The 14,121-nt window shown below is 70.6% G+C and carries 11 protein-coding genes and 1 riboswitch; of the genes, 3 read left to right on the forward strand and 8 right to left on the reverse strand.

Annotation, left to right across the window (positions count from 1 at the left end):
* Positions 1-19 precede the first annotated feature (19 nt).
* Entirely contained in the window at positions 20-3,634 is a 3,615-nt protein-coding gene (gene cobN / locus ACYVAN_RS01045; protein WP_460954571.1) for a cobaltochelatase subunit CobN, read from the forward strand.
* A 174-nt stretch (positions 3,635-3,808) separates the two neighbouring features.
* Here cobN and cobA read toward each other — a convergent pair whose 3' ends face one another.
* Entirely contained in the window at positions 3,809-5,032 is a 1,224-nt protein-coding gene (gene cobA, locus ACYVAN_RS01050; RefSeq protein WP_460954573.1) for a uroporphyrinogen-III C-methyltransferase, read from the reverse strand.
* Positions 5,033-5,132: 100 nt separating this feature from the next.
* Positions 5,133-6,179 (reverse strand): HoxN/HupN/NixA family nickel/cobalt transporter, encoded by a 1,047-nt coding sequence (locus tag ACYVAN_RS01055; protein WP_460954575.1) that lies wholly within the window; start codon positions 6,177-6,179, stop codon positions 5,133-5,135.
* Positions 6,180-6,281: 102 nt separating this feature from the next.
* A riboswitch (cobalamin riboswitch) is annotated at positions 6,282-6,477 on the reverse strand.
* A 125-nt stretch (positions 6,478-6,602) separates the two neighbouring features.
* Here ACYVAN_RS01055 and ACYVAN_RS01060 point away from each other — a divergent pair.
* Entirely contained in the window at positions 6,603-6,872 is a 270-nt protein-coding gene (locus ACYVAN_RS01060) for a DUF1876 domain-containing protein (protein ID WP_460954577.1), read from the forward strand.
* A gap of 79 nt (positions 6,873-6,951) precedes the next feature.
* Here the strand turns inward: ACYVAN_RS01060 and ACYVAN_RS01065 are convergent, their stop codons facing one another.
* The 6 genes from ACYVAN_RS01065 to cobO form a co-directional block, all read right to left on the reverse strand.
* Positions 6,952-8,307 carry a cobalamin biosynthesis protein gene (locus ACYVAN_RS01065; RefSeq protein WP_460954579.1) on the reverse strand — a complete coding sequence of 452 codons (1,356 nt, stop codon included), beginning with the start codon at positions 8,305-8,307 and terminating at the stop codon, positions 6,952-6,954.
* Complete coding sequence (gene cbiE, locus ACYVAN_RS01070) at positions 8,304-9,518, reverse strand: precorrin-6y C5,15-methyltransferase (decarboxylating) subunit CbiE (protein ID WP_460954581.1); 1,215 nt, start codon at positions 9,516-9,518, stop codon at positions 8,304-8,306. Before cbiE ends, ACYVAN_RS01065 begins: the two co-directional genes overlap by 4 nt.
* Positions 9,519-9,618: 100 nt before the next feature.
* Positions 9,619-11,259 carry a precorrin-4 C(11)-methyltransferase gene (gene cobM, locus ACYVAN_RS01075; RefSeq protein WP_460954583.1) on the reverse strand — a complete coding sequence of 547 codons (1,641 nt, stop codon included), beginning with the start codon at positions 11,257-11,259 and terminating at the stop codon, positions 9,619-9,621.
* Positions 11,256-11,453, reverse strand: coding sequence for a hypothetical protein (locus tag ACYVAN_RS01080; RefSeq protein ID WP_460954585.1), 198 nt, complete (start codon positions 11,451-11,453; stop codon positions 11,256-11,258). Before ACYVAN_RS01080 ends, cobM begins: the two co-directional genes overlap by 4 nt.
* Before the next feature lie 63 nt (positions 11,454-11,516).
* Entirely contained in the window at positions 11,517-12,920 is a 1,404-nt protein-coding gene (locus ACYVAN_RS01085; RefSeq protein ID WP_460954587.1) for a cobyrinate a,c-diamide synthase, read from the reverse strand.
* Positions 12,917-13,531 (reverse strand): cob(I)yrinic acid a,c-diamide adenosyltransferase, encoded by a 615-nt coding sequence (gene cobO, locus ACYVAN_RS01090; RefSeq protein ID WP_460954589.1) that lies wholly within the window; start codon positions 13,529-13,531, stop codon positions 12,917-12,919. Before cobO ends, ACYVAN_RS01085 begins: the two co-directional genes overlap by 4 nt.
* A gap of 202 nt (positions 13,532-13,733) precedes the next feature.
* On the opposite strand from cobO, the gene ACYVAN_RS01095 reads away from it, so the two are divergent.
* A complete protein-coding gene (locus tag ACYVAN_RS01095) occupies positions 13,734-13,976 on the forward strand; it encodes a hypothetical protein (protein WP_460954591.1) in 243 nt (80 codons plus the stop codon).
* The last annotated feature ends 145 nt before the right edge of the window (positions 13,977-14,121 follow it).

A 14,121-nucleotide genomic window follows, 5' to 3' on the forward strand; every position in this document is an offset into this window, starting at 1 on the left:
TCGCCGAGGAGCGAACCGCATGATCCTGCTTCTGTCCACTTCGGACACAGACCTGCTCAGTGCGCGGGCCAGTGCCGCCGAGTACCGGCTCGGAAACCCGGCCCGGCTCGGCGTGGACGACCTGCCACCGCTGCTCGAAGACGTCGACCTGGTGGTCGTGCGCCTGCTGGGCGGACGCCGCGCATGGGAGGAAGGTCTCGACGCCCTGCTGGCCGGCCCGCGCCCCGTCGTCGTGCTCGGTGGCGAGCAAGCGCCGGACGCCGAACTGATGGAGTGCTCCACGGTGCCCGGCGGCGTGTGCGCGGAAGCACACTCGTACCTGGCCCAAGGCGGACCCGAGAACCTCACCCAGCTGTTCAACTTCCTCTCGGACACGGTGCTGCTCACCGGCAACGGGTTCGAACCGCCCGCCGAAACGCCGCGGTGGGGCCTGCTCGACCGCACTCCCCGCCGCGACGAGGGCCCGACCGTGGCGGTGCTGTACTACCGCGCGCACCACATGGCCGGCAACACCGCCTTCGCGCACGCCCTGTGCGACGCCGTCGAAGACGCGGGTGGCCAGGCGCTACCGGTGTTCTGCGCGTCCCTGCGCGCCCCCGAGCCGGAACTGATCGAGACGCTTCAGCGCGCCGACGCGCTCGTCGTCACCGTCCTCGCCGCCGGTGGCACCCGCCCGGCCACCGCCACCGCCGGTGGTGACGACGAAGCGTGGGACATCGGAGCGCTCGCCGATCTGGACATCCCGATCCTGCAGGGACTCTGCCTGACCAGCAGCCGAGAGGCCTGGCAGGAGAACGACGAAGGTCTGTCCCCTTTGGACATGGCCACTCAGGTTGCCGTGCCCGAGTTCGACGGACGCCTGATCACGGTCCCGTTCTCGTTCAAGGAGAACGATTCCGAGGGACTGCCCGTCTACGTGGCCGACCCGGAACGGGCCGCGCGGGTGGCGGGCATCGCCGTCCGGCACGGGCGACTCCGACACGTTCCGCCGCAGGACAAGCGGCTGGCCCTGATGCTCTCGGCCTACCCCACCAAGCACTCCCGGATCGGTAACGCCGTCGGCCTCGACACCCCGGCCACCGCCGTCCGAGTGCTGCGCGAACTCCGCGAGCAGGGATACGACATCGGTCCGGAGACCGGTGCGGACGCCATTCCGGGAGTCGCCGAGCAGGACGGCGACGCGCTGATCCACGCCCTGATCGCGGCGGGCGGGCAGGATCCCGACTGGCTCAGCGAAGAGCAGCTCGAAGGCAACCCCGTGCGCATTCCGGCCCAGCGCTACAACGCCTGGTACGCGACGCTCCCCCAGGAACTGCGTACCCAGGTCGAGCAGCACTGGGGACCGCCGCCCGGCGAGCAGTTCGTCGACCGCTCCCAGGACTCGGAAGGCGAGATCGTGCTCGCCGCGATCCGAGCGGGCAACGTCGTGCTCATGGTGCAGCCGCCCCGCGGTTTCGGCGAGAACCCGATCGCGATCTACCACGATCCGGACCTGCCACCGAGCCACCACTACCTGGCGGCCTACCGGTGGCTGCTCGACGAGTTCGACGCCCACGCGATGGTCCACCTGGGCAAGCACGGCAACCTCGAATGGTTGCCGGGCAAGACGGCCGGCATGTCCGCGGCCTGTTCTCCGGACGCCGCGCTCGCCGACCTCCCGCTGATCTACCCGTTCCTGGTCAACGACCCGGGTGAGGGAACCCAGGCGAAGCGGCGGGTGCACGCGACACTGGTCGACCACCTGGTGCCGCCGATGGCCCGCGCCAAGAGCTACGGCGACATCGCCCGGCTGGAACAGCTGCTCGACGAGCACGCCAACATCACCGCGATGGACCCGGCGAAGCTGCCCGCCATCCGCAGCCAGATCTGGACGCTGATCCAGGCCGCGAAGCTCGACCACGACCTCGGGCTGGAAGAACGCCCGCACGACGCCGAGTTCGACGACATCCTCATCCACGTCGACGGCTGGCTCTGCGAGATCAAGGACGCGCAGATCCGGGACGGTCTGCACGTGCTCGGCGAAGCCCCGACCGGGGAAGCCCGGGTCAACCTCGTGCTGGCGATGCTGCGCGCACGCCAGATGTGGGGCGGGCAGAACGCCGCGCTGCCGGGGCTGCGCGAGGCGCTCGGCCTGGTCGAGGACGGCAGCGTCCCCCGTGAACGGGTCGACGAGATCGAGACCCGCGCATACCGGCTCGTCGAGGCCATGGAGGAGAACGGGTGGAAGCCGGACGCGGCTTCCGAGGTGTGCCGGTCCGTCACCGGTTCCGCCGACGAGAACGTCACCCGCGTCCTCGAGTTCGCCGCGACCGAGGTCGTCCCGCGGTTGGACGCGACCACCGACGAGATGAGCGCGACCCTGCGCGCCCTGGAGGGCGGTTACGTGCCCGCCGGGCCGAGCGGTTCGCCGTTGCGCGGCCTGATCAACGTGCTGCCTACGGGACGCAACTTCTACTCGGTCGATCCGAAGGCCGTGCCCAGCTGGCTCGCGTGGGAGACCGGGTACGCGATCGCCGACTCGCTGCTGCAGCGTTACCGCGAAGACCACGGCGACTGGCCCCGTTCGGTAGGCCTGTCGGTGTGGGGCACCAGTGCGATGCGCACCTCCGGCGACGACATCGCCGAGGTGCTCGCGCTGCTCGGTGTGCGCCCCACGTGGGACGAGGCTTCCCGCCGGGTCAACGGGCTCGAACCGATTCCGACGTCCGAACTCGGCCGCCCGCGCATCGATGTGACCGTGCGCATCAGCGGGTTCTTCCGGGACGCGTTCCCGCACGTGGTGACGCTGATCGACGACGCGGTGCGGCTGGTGGCGAACCTGGACGAGTCCGACGAGGAGAACTTCGTCCGGGCGCACTCCCGGGCCGATCAGGCCGAACACGGTGACGAGCGGCGCGCGACCATGCGGATCTTCGGTTCCAAGCCGGGTGCCTACGGGGCCGGCCTGCTGCCGCTGATCGACAGCCGCAACTGGCGGGACGACACCGATCTCGCCGAGGTGTACGCGGTGTGGGGCGGTTTCGCCTACGGCCGCGAACTCGACGGTGCGCCCGCTCGGGAGGACATGGAATCCGCGTACAAGCGGATCTCGGTGGCCGCCAAGAACACCGACACGCGCGAGCACGACATCGCCGACTCCGACGACTACTTCCAGTACCACGGCGGCATGATCGCCACGGTGCGTGCGTTGACGGGGAAGGCACCGGCGGCCTACATCGGCGACAGCACCAGGCCGGACTCGATCCGCACGCGATCGCTGACCGAGGAGACCTCACGGGTGTTCCGAGCCCGCGTGGTCAATCCCCGGTGGCTGGCGGCCATGCGCAGGCACGGTTACAAGGGCGCGTTCGAACTGGCGGCGACGGTCGACTACCTGTTCGGCTACGACGCCACCACCGGCGTGGTCGGCGACTGGATGTACGAGAAGCTCGCGGAGACCTACGTGATGGACGAGGAGAACCGCGACTTCCTCACCGAGTCCAACCCGTGGGCGTTGCACAGCATCACCGAGCGGCTGCTCGAAGCCGCGGATCGGGAGATGTGGTCGGAGCCCAACCCGGAGACCCTCCAGGCGCTGCGGGAGATCTACCTGCAGGCCGAGGGCGACCTGGAGGACGGCTCGGCCGGCAGCTGACCCTGGCCGACACGAAGGCCCCGGACACCCGTCGCGCGGCGGGTGTCCGGGGCCTTCGCTTTTCGGGGCCCTCGTTTTGCGGAGCATTCGTTTGCCGGAGCCATCACGTGGCCGGAACCATCGTGTCGCCGGAACCATCGGGTGGCCGGTGACGTCGCCCCGAGACGGATGCGTTCAGCGGCGGCTCTCGGGAGCGAGGTCGGCCACCGGACCGATGACGATGATGGCGGGCGGCCTGACGTCCGCTTCGAGCACGGCACCCTTGACCTCGGCCAGAGTCGTGCGCAGCGTCCGCTGACCGCGGGTGGTGCCCTCCTCGACGACCGCCACCGGCGATTTCGGATCCCGGCCGTGCTCCAGCAGGACGTCCGCGAACTCCCCGATCCGCTTGACCGCCATCATCAGTACCAGGGTGCCGCGCAGCCGAGCCAACGCGGGCCAGTCCACCAGGGATTCCGCGTCGTGCGGCCCGACGTGACCGGAGACGATGACCGCCTCGTGCGCCACACCCCGGTGGGTGGTGGGCACGTCGGCGCCTGCGGGAGCCGCCAGTGCGCTGGTGATGCCGGGTACCGCGGTCACCGCGACACCCGCCTCCACGCACGCCTGCAGCTCCTCGAAACCACGTCCGAACACATACGGGTCGCCGCCCTTGAGCCGGACGACGAACTTGCCCGCCCGCGCGTGCTCGATGAGCAACTCGTTGATCACGTCCTGGCTGGCGGCCCGCCCGTACGGGATCTTCGAAGCGTCGACGACCTCCACGTGCGGCCCCAGCTCGTCGAGCAGTTCACGCGGTGCGAGCCGGTCGGCGATCACCACGTCGGCATAACCGAGCAGCCTGCGCCCGCGGACCGTGATCAGATCGGGGTCACCGGGACCACCACCGACCAGCGCCACACCGGGCGCCGGGCGCTCGGCGTTGTCGTCGATCGTCCCGCTGCGCAACGCGGCCGCGAGCGCATCCCGGACGGCGGCGGACCGGCGGTGATCACCGCTGGCCAGCACGCCCATCAGCAGTCCCCCGTGCTCGGCGACGGCGGGGGTCACAGCCGTGCCCAGGGAAGCGTTGTCGGCTCGGACGCAGAACACCCTGGACCGTTCCGCCTCGGCCGCCACCTGGGCGTTCACCTCGTTGCCCGCGGCGCACGCCACCGCGTACCACGCGCCCGCCAGATCGCCGTCGGCGTACGGGCGGCGATGCCAGGTCAGTTCGGCCGCATCGGCCATCGCCTCCACCGCGGGCGTGGCTTCCGGAGAGATCACTTCGACCAGAGCCCCGGCGTTGATCAGCCGGGGCACCCGGCGTTGCGCGACGGTGCCGCCGCCGACGACCACCACCCGCTTGCCGGTGAGGTCGAGCCCTGCGAAGTAATGATGTTCAGTGTGCGTGGTCATGTCCGTAGTCCGTGTTGATGTTCGACCCGGCAACGTCGCCGAGAACCAGCTCGAAGAAGGCCGAAGCAGCCGGGGCGCGCGGGCGTGACATGGCTCACGCTCATCGGCCTGACCGCGCGGCGCTACTGGCGGGCGAAAGCCCACCGTCCGGGTGGTCGCCGGGGCCCGACAGCCTCCACCAGAGCGCAGCGCCGCCCCATACTGCCATGAACGCCCCGATGGTCAGGTAGCCGAGCAGTTCGAAATGGTCCCCGAGCGAGGCCACCGGCGCCATCGGCGAGACCCCGAGGTCGGAGAGCAGTCCGGCCAGCACCGCCACCGAGACGACAGCGGCGAGAACCACGGTCAACGCCGTGGTGGTCACGTTCACCCAGAGCCTGCGCATCGGCTGAGCCAGCGACCAGGTGTAAGCGCGGGACATCAGCATTCCGTCCACGCTGTCCACTGTGCACATACCGGCCGCGAACAGCAGCGGCAGGCTCAGCACGGCGACCGAGGAGATCTGCTCCTGCGGCGCCACCAGAGCCAGCACCGTGATCTCGGTCGCGGTCTGCATCCCCAGCCCGAACAGCAAACCGATGCCGAACAGGTGCCAGGAACGACCGATGCGCATCATCCGCCCCCGGAGCAGCCTGGCGAGCACCCCGCGCCGCCCGAGCACGTCTTCGACTTCGTGCTCGGCGACCGGTCCACTCCGCCCGCGCCGCAGCAGCCCCACCGCGTCCCGCAGCACCAGCGCGTTGAGCACCGCCAAGGTACCGAGCACGAGCACGACGCAGAGGTCGACGAGCGTCGCGGTGTGGGCCCCCGTCTGCTCAGCCCATCGCTGGGCCGCGGGACCCGCGACGAACGCCACGCCGACCGCCAGCAGCATCACCACGCTGGCGTGGCCGAGCGCGAACCACATTCCGGTCGATACCGGCCTGCGTCCGCGCTGCATCAGCAGCCGGGTCGCATCATCGATCACGGCAACGTGATCGGCGTCGAAACCATGCCGGAGGCCCAGCAGGTAAGCGGTGGTCCCCGCCGCGGCGAGGCCGCCCACCGCACCGAACGAATCGTGGTAGAGCAGGTAACCGCCCCACCCGAGCAAGTGCAGCACGCCCACAGCGGCGAGGACGATCGCGGCTTTCCGACGTTCGACCACACCCCAACCGGAGTGCGTTCGCTCAACTTCCGTGTCCCGAGACATGGGGTCCGGACCTCCTGGGTTCTCCCGCCCGAGGGGATCGGCGTTCGCGCGCCACGGCGTGACGCGGCGCCGGTGGCGAATGTCCTGACTCCCGGATCGTCGCTTCCCGGTCCCGACCTTCCAGCTCGTTCGAGCCGTGGTCCGCGGGACCCACTCCCCGGTCACAGTGGCGGGACCGTCTCGGATTCACACCGAGTTCCTCCCCACCGGCCGCTGTATCCTCACCCGCCGCGCCACCGAGGTCAAACCTCGGTGAATTCGCTCACCAGCGATACGACTCCCGGGTTGCCGACCCGACCCCACCCGGTCAGGGGACATGGAGACTTCCATCACGCCACCTACCGGCGCATGCTGGAACCGGATACCGAGGAGGCGACCATGTACGAGACTCGGACGATCACGCTGGACATGCAGGTCATCGAGGCGGGCGCGAAGACGACCGCGGACGTCGGGATGACAACGACCAACGGTCAGGCGTTGCACGGTCACGGGACGGCACGACGGCATCCGGAGGACCCGGACGTCCCGCAGATCGGCGACGAGATCGCGGTGGCCCGCGCCTTGTTCGAACTGGCCCACAAGCTGCTGGACACCGCGGCGCACGACATCGGAGAACGACAGCATCGGCGCGTGCACCTGCCCGCATGACGGGCCGACCGCGGGAAACCGGATCCGGGCCGGTCCGGTTTCCCGCGACGTCACCTCCGCGGCCGTTGGGCCATACCGTCTAGGACAGACCCTGGTCGCGCTCGGCGACGCCCGGGACGTGAACCAGGTCGATGTCGTCGGTGACCTGCCACTGGGCCGCGCGCATGCTCAGCTCCCCGTCACCGGGGGCGAGCAACGCGACCGCGTTGCCCGCACGCGCCAGCTGCATCGCCTCATCGAGGCGGTCGGCTTCGTTGCGCGCGGTCGGGTGCAACCGGGTTCCCGCGCGGAGCAGGTGGTGCAGATCGTCGAGATGCTCGCGACGGCCGACCACGACAGCGACCCGGTGCAGGTGCGTCTCGGCACGCGGCGTCCGCAGGTCCGGTGGGCCCGGCCCGATCCCGATGACGGCGAGCCTGCCTCGCGGCCGGACCCGGCAGGCCGCTACCGCGACGCTCTCGTTCTTGGTCTTGGGCGCCGCGAACTCCACGCCGGCTCCGCCACCCATCTCCCGGGCGCCGAGCACGGCGGCGGCCTCGGCGACACTCGGCGTACCGGTCGCGGCACGCACCAGGTCGCTGGGGGTCGGCACCTCGACCTCGGCCAGCTCATCGGTCGAGAAGGTCAGCAGCGGGAGTTCGTCACCTCCATCGGCGGTGTGCCAGAAGCCCATGTCCTGCACGGCTTCGAGGATTCCGGTCTCGTCTGCCTTGTGCTCGACGGTGGCGAAGGCGCGCACGGCTCGCGGGTCGAGCCCGTGTGCGGTGTCGAGACCGGCGATCAGGTCGGTAACGGTGGTGCGACTGACGCCCCGGCTCGAGCCGATGCCCACCACGAGGGTCCGGGGGATGATGCGCACCGTCCGGTCGTCATCGGGCTCGTCCGGGCGGCGATCGTCCAACACAACCGTCCACATCGGATTTTCCGGGTCGGCCGCCACGTTCGACGGCAGCGCCGGAAGCGGGAAGCCGTGCGGGTTGAGCAGGCGGACCGGTTCGCCGTCGAGCACGGCCGCTCCGCACGCGGCCAGATCACCGTCCACAGTGGCATCGAACTCGTCGGCCAGCTCGTCCAGCGGACCGACCGCCAGACTGCCGACCACGGTCACCGGGACGCAGTCCAGCACGTCGGCCACCTGCTGGGTCAGCGCGTTGGCACCCCCCGAACGACCACCCGCCACCGCCACGGCGAAACGTCGATCGTCGTCCACGCACACCACACCCGGGTCCGTGCTCTCGTCGCCCAGCAACGGCCCGATCAGCCGCACCGCCGAAGACGTGTCGACGAACAGCACCACCCCGTCCAGGGTGGTCCAGGCCCGCCGCAGTGCGGGCCCCACCGGCCCGTCAACCAGTACCGCGTCCGGCCCGAGCCGGGCGGCCAGCTCAGCTGCGGCACGCCTACCCGTGGTAGTGGCCGCGAACAGCCCGATCATGCTCGTTCCTCCGTTCCGGTCCGATGCCCGGTGACCAGCACGACGGGCGTGTTCGGCGCGAGCTGCCAGGTGCCGTCGGATGCTTCGGCGAGTCGGCTCGCCGCCAGCTGCACGCCTTCGACCTCATAGCCCGCGCTGCGCAACGTCTCGCGAGTGCCCGCTATCCGGTCCAGCGCAGTGAGCGCGACGACCACGCGCGTCGCACCGGCGTGCGCGCACGCGGTCACCACCGCGTTTCCGCCGCCGCCCACGAAGATCGCATCCGGCCTGGGCAGATCGCGCAGCACCCGCGGCGCTTCGCCCTCCTCGACGCGGACGTCCACGCCATGACTCGCCGCGTTCGTGACCAGCCGGACGACCTGCGCCTCGTCGGACTCGACGGCGATCGTGGCCGCCCCCAGCCTGGCGCACTCCACCGCGACCGAACCCGAACCCGCTCCCACGTCCCACACCAGTGCACCGGGTCGCGGCGCGAGCCTGGCGAGGGCCACCGCCCGAACTTCGGCCGACGAGAGGGTGCCTTCCCGATGGGAGAAGTCGTCCGCGGGCAGCGCCCAACCGGATTCCGGTGGTGACGGCGATCCACCCGCGCGCCATCCGCGAGGCGGCACCGCGTCCGGCTCCGTCAAGCACAGCACCAGATTGGGTTCACGCCAGGTGCGCTTGGCCGCTTCGGCCGGCTCGATCGTGGTCAGCTTCTCGTGGTGACCACCGAGGTCCTCACCCACGATCATCGTCCGTCGCCACCCGATCAGCCCGGTGCCCAGTTGCGCGGGACCGGCACCGGAGGCGGTCAGCACGACCACCGCCGGGTGCGCCCGGCACACGTTGATCGTGCGGCCGAGATCACCCCCGTTGGCACCGACGACGGCGACGTCATCCCAGGACCGCCCGACCCGCGCCATCAACCGCTGGACGCTGGAAGTCGCGGGTAGTACCTCGCACCGGATGCCGCGCTCGCGGAGCGCCCGGACGACGCCGAAGAACCCCGGATCACCGGAGGCGAACACCGCGGCGTTCTCGTGATCGGCGAGAGCGGTCAGCGCACCCAACGCCGGTTCCAGCGGGCCGAGTTCGAGCTGCCGCGCATGAGCGGGCGCATGGGCCGCGAGATGCTGCCGGCTTCCCAGGACGAGTCTGACCTCGGCCAGCGTCTCGTCGCTGCCCGCGGGCAACGAGTCTCCGTCGACCCCGACCACCGTGACCGTCACGCCACCCACCTCTGCTCCGTACAGGTCGGCCGCCCGAACGGATGCGACCCGACCACCGTCATACCAATGCCGCGAACACGAGCCCCGCCGGAGCACCGGGTCACTCCGCCTGCTTGCCCCCGGACTTGCGCGCGGTCGAGGTTTTGGTCCCGGTCGCCTTGCTCTTGCCCTTGGACCGCGTCTTCGGTGCGGCCTTCGCCGTCCGGGTCCGACGACCGCTCTGGGAAGCTTGCTTTCCGCCGGGCACCTCGTCCCCCGCGTCCCCGGCCTGCTCGGCGGACTCCTGCTCGGCGGACTCCTGCCCAGTGCGCTCCTGCCCAGCGGAGTTTTGCCCAGCGGAGTTCTGCCCAGCAGACGCCTGCCCCGCAGGCTCCGCATCAACGCATTCCAGCTGAACGGCGGATTGCTCGGCAACGGCCCGGGCCGCTCCGGCGGAGTCCGGCTCGACTCCCGCAGTGGTCCCCGCTGCCGAATCCGCCGCGGTCTCGGCCTGCCCTGCCGTTTCGGCCTGCCCTGCCGTTTCGGCCTGCCCTGCCGTTTCGGCCTGCCCCGGGGGTTCGACCGCGGACCTCGCCGGCCCAGGGAGCTCATCCTCACCGGCGTGATCCTCGCCAAGGTGCTCCGCTGCCGCCGGCTGCACCACGGCGACGCCGACGGCACCCAGCTCGACCGACCGCTCGATCACGCTCTCGTCCAGTTCCGGCTCGCTGACGAAAAGACCTTGTTGCGCAGGGGCGACCCGGCGGGTCGCCGCCGACTTGACGGCACCACGAGCGGTGTCCTGCCAGTTTCGCACCGCCCACCAGGCGACGTCCGACTCCGAGCGGCTGCTCTCCTGAGCGCCGGTCCGCGGGGCGGGGAACGGTCCCGCAGCGGCGGTCTCCGCCGGGGAGGGACGCGCAGGCTCGGCGTTACCGGTGCCCGCGCGTTCCGAACCGCCGTCTTCTCGGCTCCGGTACGAACGGCGAGGACCGGAAGGCCTTCGGTACGCGGGCGACTGACCGCTCGACGGATAGCTCCGCGACCGCGTGCCCGAACCGGCCAGCGACCGGCCTACGAGGAACAGCGCGCTCCGCCAGAGCTTGTGCTGCTTCACGGTCTTCTCCAGTTCACCGACCTCGGTGCGCAGCAACACCTCGTCCGGCCAGCTCACCTTGTACGCCACGAGCACCGGCACGTCGTCGGCATAGCCACCCGCCCGCAGTTCCTCGACCAACTGGCCGGCGCGGGAGGCCGCCAAGTGGAGCGCCATCGTCGTGCCGTGTCTGGCGAACTCGCGGACGCTCTCCCCCGCGGGCATCGGATGCTTGCCGTCCTCCAGGCGCGTCACCACCAGCGACTGGGCGACCTCGGGAACCGTGAGCTCGCGCCCGACCGTCGCAGCGGCCGCCGAGAAGGTGGCGACGCCGGGGACAATCTCGACCTCGACGGCCATCCGGACGCAGGCGTCGTACTGGTCCTGCACGTCACCCCACAGCGCGGAGTCACCGGAGTGCACGCGCGCCACCGCGAGCTTGTCCCGTTCGGCGCGGCGGTAGATCTCGACGGCTTGTTCCCTGGTCAACCGGGAGGAGTCCACGAGTTCCGCGTCCGCGCGCGCATGCTCCTGGATGCACTCCGGGGCGACCAGGCTCGCGGTCCACACCACGACGTCGGCTTCGGCGATGCGTCGGGCACCGCGAACGGTGATCAGATCCGCCGCCCCGGGGCCGGCACCGATGAACGAGATCCGCCCACTCACAGTTGCTCTCCTCTTCCGCCTCGGGGTGGAAGTACTACCACGGCGGGCGGGGAGTGCGCGGGCTCCACCGGCTCACCGTCCTCTTCGGACATCGACAGGTCGGGCAGCGCGAGCACCGCGATGGCGCAGGACCCGCGCATGCCCGCGTGCGGCGTCCGCCGGAGCGAACCCGGGCTCTTCGGGTCCGCGGCCACCTTCCGCGGACCCGACCGTACCGGGTGATCGGCGTGGGCTCCGCACGAGATCGGTTCGCGCGATCAGTTGCCCGCGCTCGCCCCGCAAGCACGGACGAACCGCTCGACCGACTCCGGGCGACCGGCCGGGTGGGTGTGCAGGTAGGAGGCGTGCACCCCCCGGTGGACGAAGCCCTCCGCCACCGGACGGTCGGTCCGCCACGCCCACGCGGCGGCTTCCCCCGACCCCGGTTCGAGGACGGTGCGGTGGAACTCGTGACCGCTGACCCGGCTGCCTTCCGCGAACAGCGCGGAATCCGTCGCGGCCACCGCGTCCCGATAGCCGAGGGTCAGTCGGGGCGACATGTACGCGCGGGCCCCGAGCACTCCGCACAGCGGGTGGCCGTCCAACTCGTCGGCCAGGTACAGCAGGCCGCCGCATTCGGCGTGGACCGGTGCGCCGGTCTCGACGAACCTGGCGACCTCCGTGCGCAGCCGGGTGTTGGCCGACAGGTCGGCGACGTGCTGCTCGGGGAATCCGCCGGGCAACACCAGCCCGGCCGTTCCCGCGGGCAACTGCTCGTCCCGAAGCGGATCGACCACCGCGACCTCGGCACCGGCGGCCGCGAGCAGTTCGAGGTGCTCGGCGTAGGCGAAGGTGAACGCGGGTCCCCCCGCGACCGCCACCACCGGCGCGGACGGCTCCGGGGAGACTTCGGCTTCGGCGTCCCACGGCGGGGTGTCCAACGCGGGCGCCGACCGCGCCAGCTCGGCGATGCCATCGAGGTCGACCGAGCGCTCCACGACATCGGTCATCGATTCGACGGCCTGCTGCGCGTCCGCCCCGTGCTCGGTGGCGGTGATCAGACCGAGATGCCTGGACGGAACGCTCAGCTCCTCGCCACGGGGCAACGCGCCGAAGACGGGCAACCCGACGGATTCCGCGGCGGCCCGGAGGATCTCCTCGTGGCGCACCGAACCGATCCGGTTGAGGATCACGCCGCCGATGCGCACCCCCGGCTGGAAACTGCGGAAGCCGTGCAGCAGCGCGGCGAGGCTCTGGCTCTGCCCCTGCGCGTCGACGACCAGCACGACCGGGGCGTCCAGCATTCCCGCGACGTGCGCGGTGGAACCGAGCGCCGGGCCGTCGGTAACGGGGCCGATGCGACCGTCGAAGAGGCCCATCACGCCTTCGACGACCGACAGTTCGGCACCCGCACTGCCGTGCCGGAACAGCGGGACGATGCGTTCCTCGCCGACCAGGACCGGGTCGAGGTTGCGGGCGGGACGCCCGGCCGCGAGCCGGTGGTATCCGGGATCGATGTAGTCCGGCCCGATCTTGAACGGTGCCACCGCCGTACGGCGTCCCAGCGCTCCGAGCAGCCCGGTGGCCACGGTCGTCTTGCCGTGTCCGGAGCCGGGAGCGGCGATGACGATTCGCGCATCCGACGTGCCGCCGGGGCGGGCCGGACGTGCGTCGGCAGTCACCACTCGATGCCCTTCTGCCCCTTCTGCCCGGAATCCATCGGGTGCTTGACCTTCCCGGTCTCCATGACGAGGTCGGCGGCATCCACGAGAGCCTGCGGGGCGTTCCGGCCGGTGATCACGACGTGCTGGTGCCCCGGGCGGTCCCGCAGCGTGGCGACCACCTCGTCCACATCGATCCATCCCCAGTGCAGGGGGTAGGTGAACTCGTCGAGCACGTAGAGGCCGTGCCGCTCGTCGGCCAGCCTGCGGGCGATCTCCTGCCAGCCCTCCAGCGCCGCGGCGGCGTGGTCCTCCTCGGTTCCCTGCTTGCGGGACCAGGACCAACCTTCACCCATCTTGTGCCATTCGACCGGGCCACCCTCACCGGTTTCCTCGTGCACGCGCCCGAGCGTGCGGAAGGCGGTTTCCTCGCCCACACGCCACTTGGCGGATTTCACGAATTGGAAGACGCCGAGCGACCAGCCCTGGTTCCAGCCGCGCAACGCCATTCCGAACGCGCTGGTCGACTTTCCCTTCATCTCGCCGGTGTGGACCACCACGAGTGGGCGGTTGCGGCGCTGCCGCGTGGTCAACCCGTCGGACGGAACAGTGGATGGCTTTCCCTGAGGCATGCCTCGACCCTACGAGCTCGGCGCGGAGTTCGGTTGTACGGGTGACCGTCGGCACGGAGCTCGACCGCAGGACAAGACGACGGCAGCTCGTACGGGGACGTCGTCTCCGGCGCTTGTGCACGAGCCAATCGATGCTTTCTTCGGCGCGTACTACCGGCTCCAATCGGGATCTCATGCTTCATTGATCTCTGCTGGCTGCCGTGTGACGCAAGCGCTCCCGATGGCGCCGTCGATCACGCCACCGTTGTGGAACACCTCCGGGCCGGTCACCACGCGCGCCGAAGCTCTCGGGGCATCGTCGATCAGCTCCAGCGGCTCCCACAGCGCCTGCGGATTGCAGGTCGTCGCCGCCGGGGACCATCTCCACTCGGCCACCGCGTTCGAGCAACGCGGTCAGCGGCTTGGCCAGTTCCTGGATTCCTGCGGCTCTGCTCCGATCAGATGAGCCTGCGTGCCAGGTGTGGTGCGCTGGTGGATCTTGCCCATAGCGTTGCCGGGCGGCGCATCCACGGCCGCGTTCGGATGCTCAACGAGATCATGGAGGGATTCTCTGTGTCTGGTATTAGCGGTGATATGAAGGTAGCGGAGCA

This window comes from Parasphingorhabdus pacifica (assembly GCF_054779195.1).

Bases quoted from the DNA above. Each gene is read 5' to 3' on its own strand.
- cobN (WP_460954571.1), top strand. From the start codon at position 20: ATGATCCTGCTTCTGTCCACTTCGGACACAGACCTGCTCAGTGCGCGG.
- cobA (WP_460954573.1), bottom strand. From the start codon at position 5,032: ATGACCACGCACACTGAACATCATTACTTCGCAGGGCTCGACCTCACC.
- ACYVAN_RS01060 (WP_460954577.1), top strand. From the start codon at position 6,603: ATGTACGAGACTCGGACGATCACGCTGGACATGCAGGTCATCGAGGCG.
- ACYVAN_RS01065 (WP_460954579.1), bottom strand. From the start codon at position 8,307: ATGATCGGGCTGTTCGCGGCCACTACCACGGGTAGGCGTGCCGCAGCT.
- cobO (WP_460954589.1), bottom strand. From the start codon at position 13,531: ATGCCTCAGGGAAAGCCATCCACTGTTCCGTCCGACGGGTTGACCACG.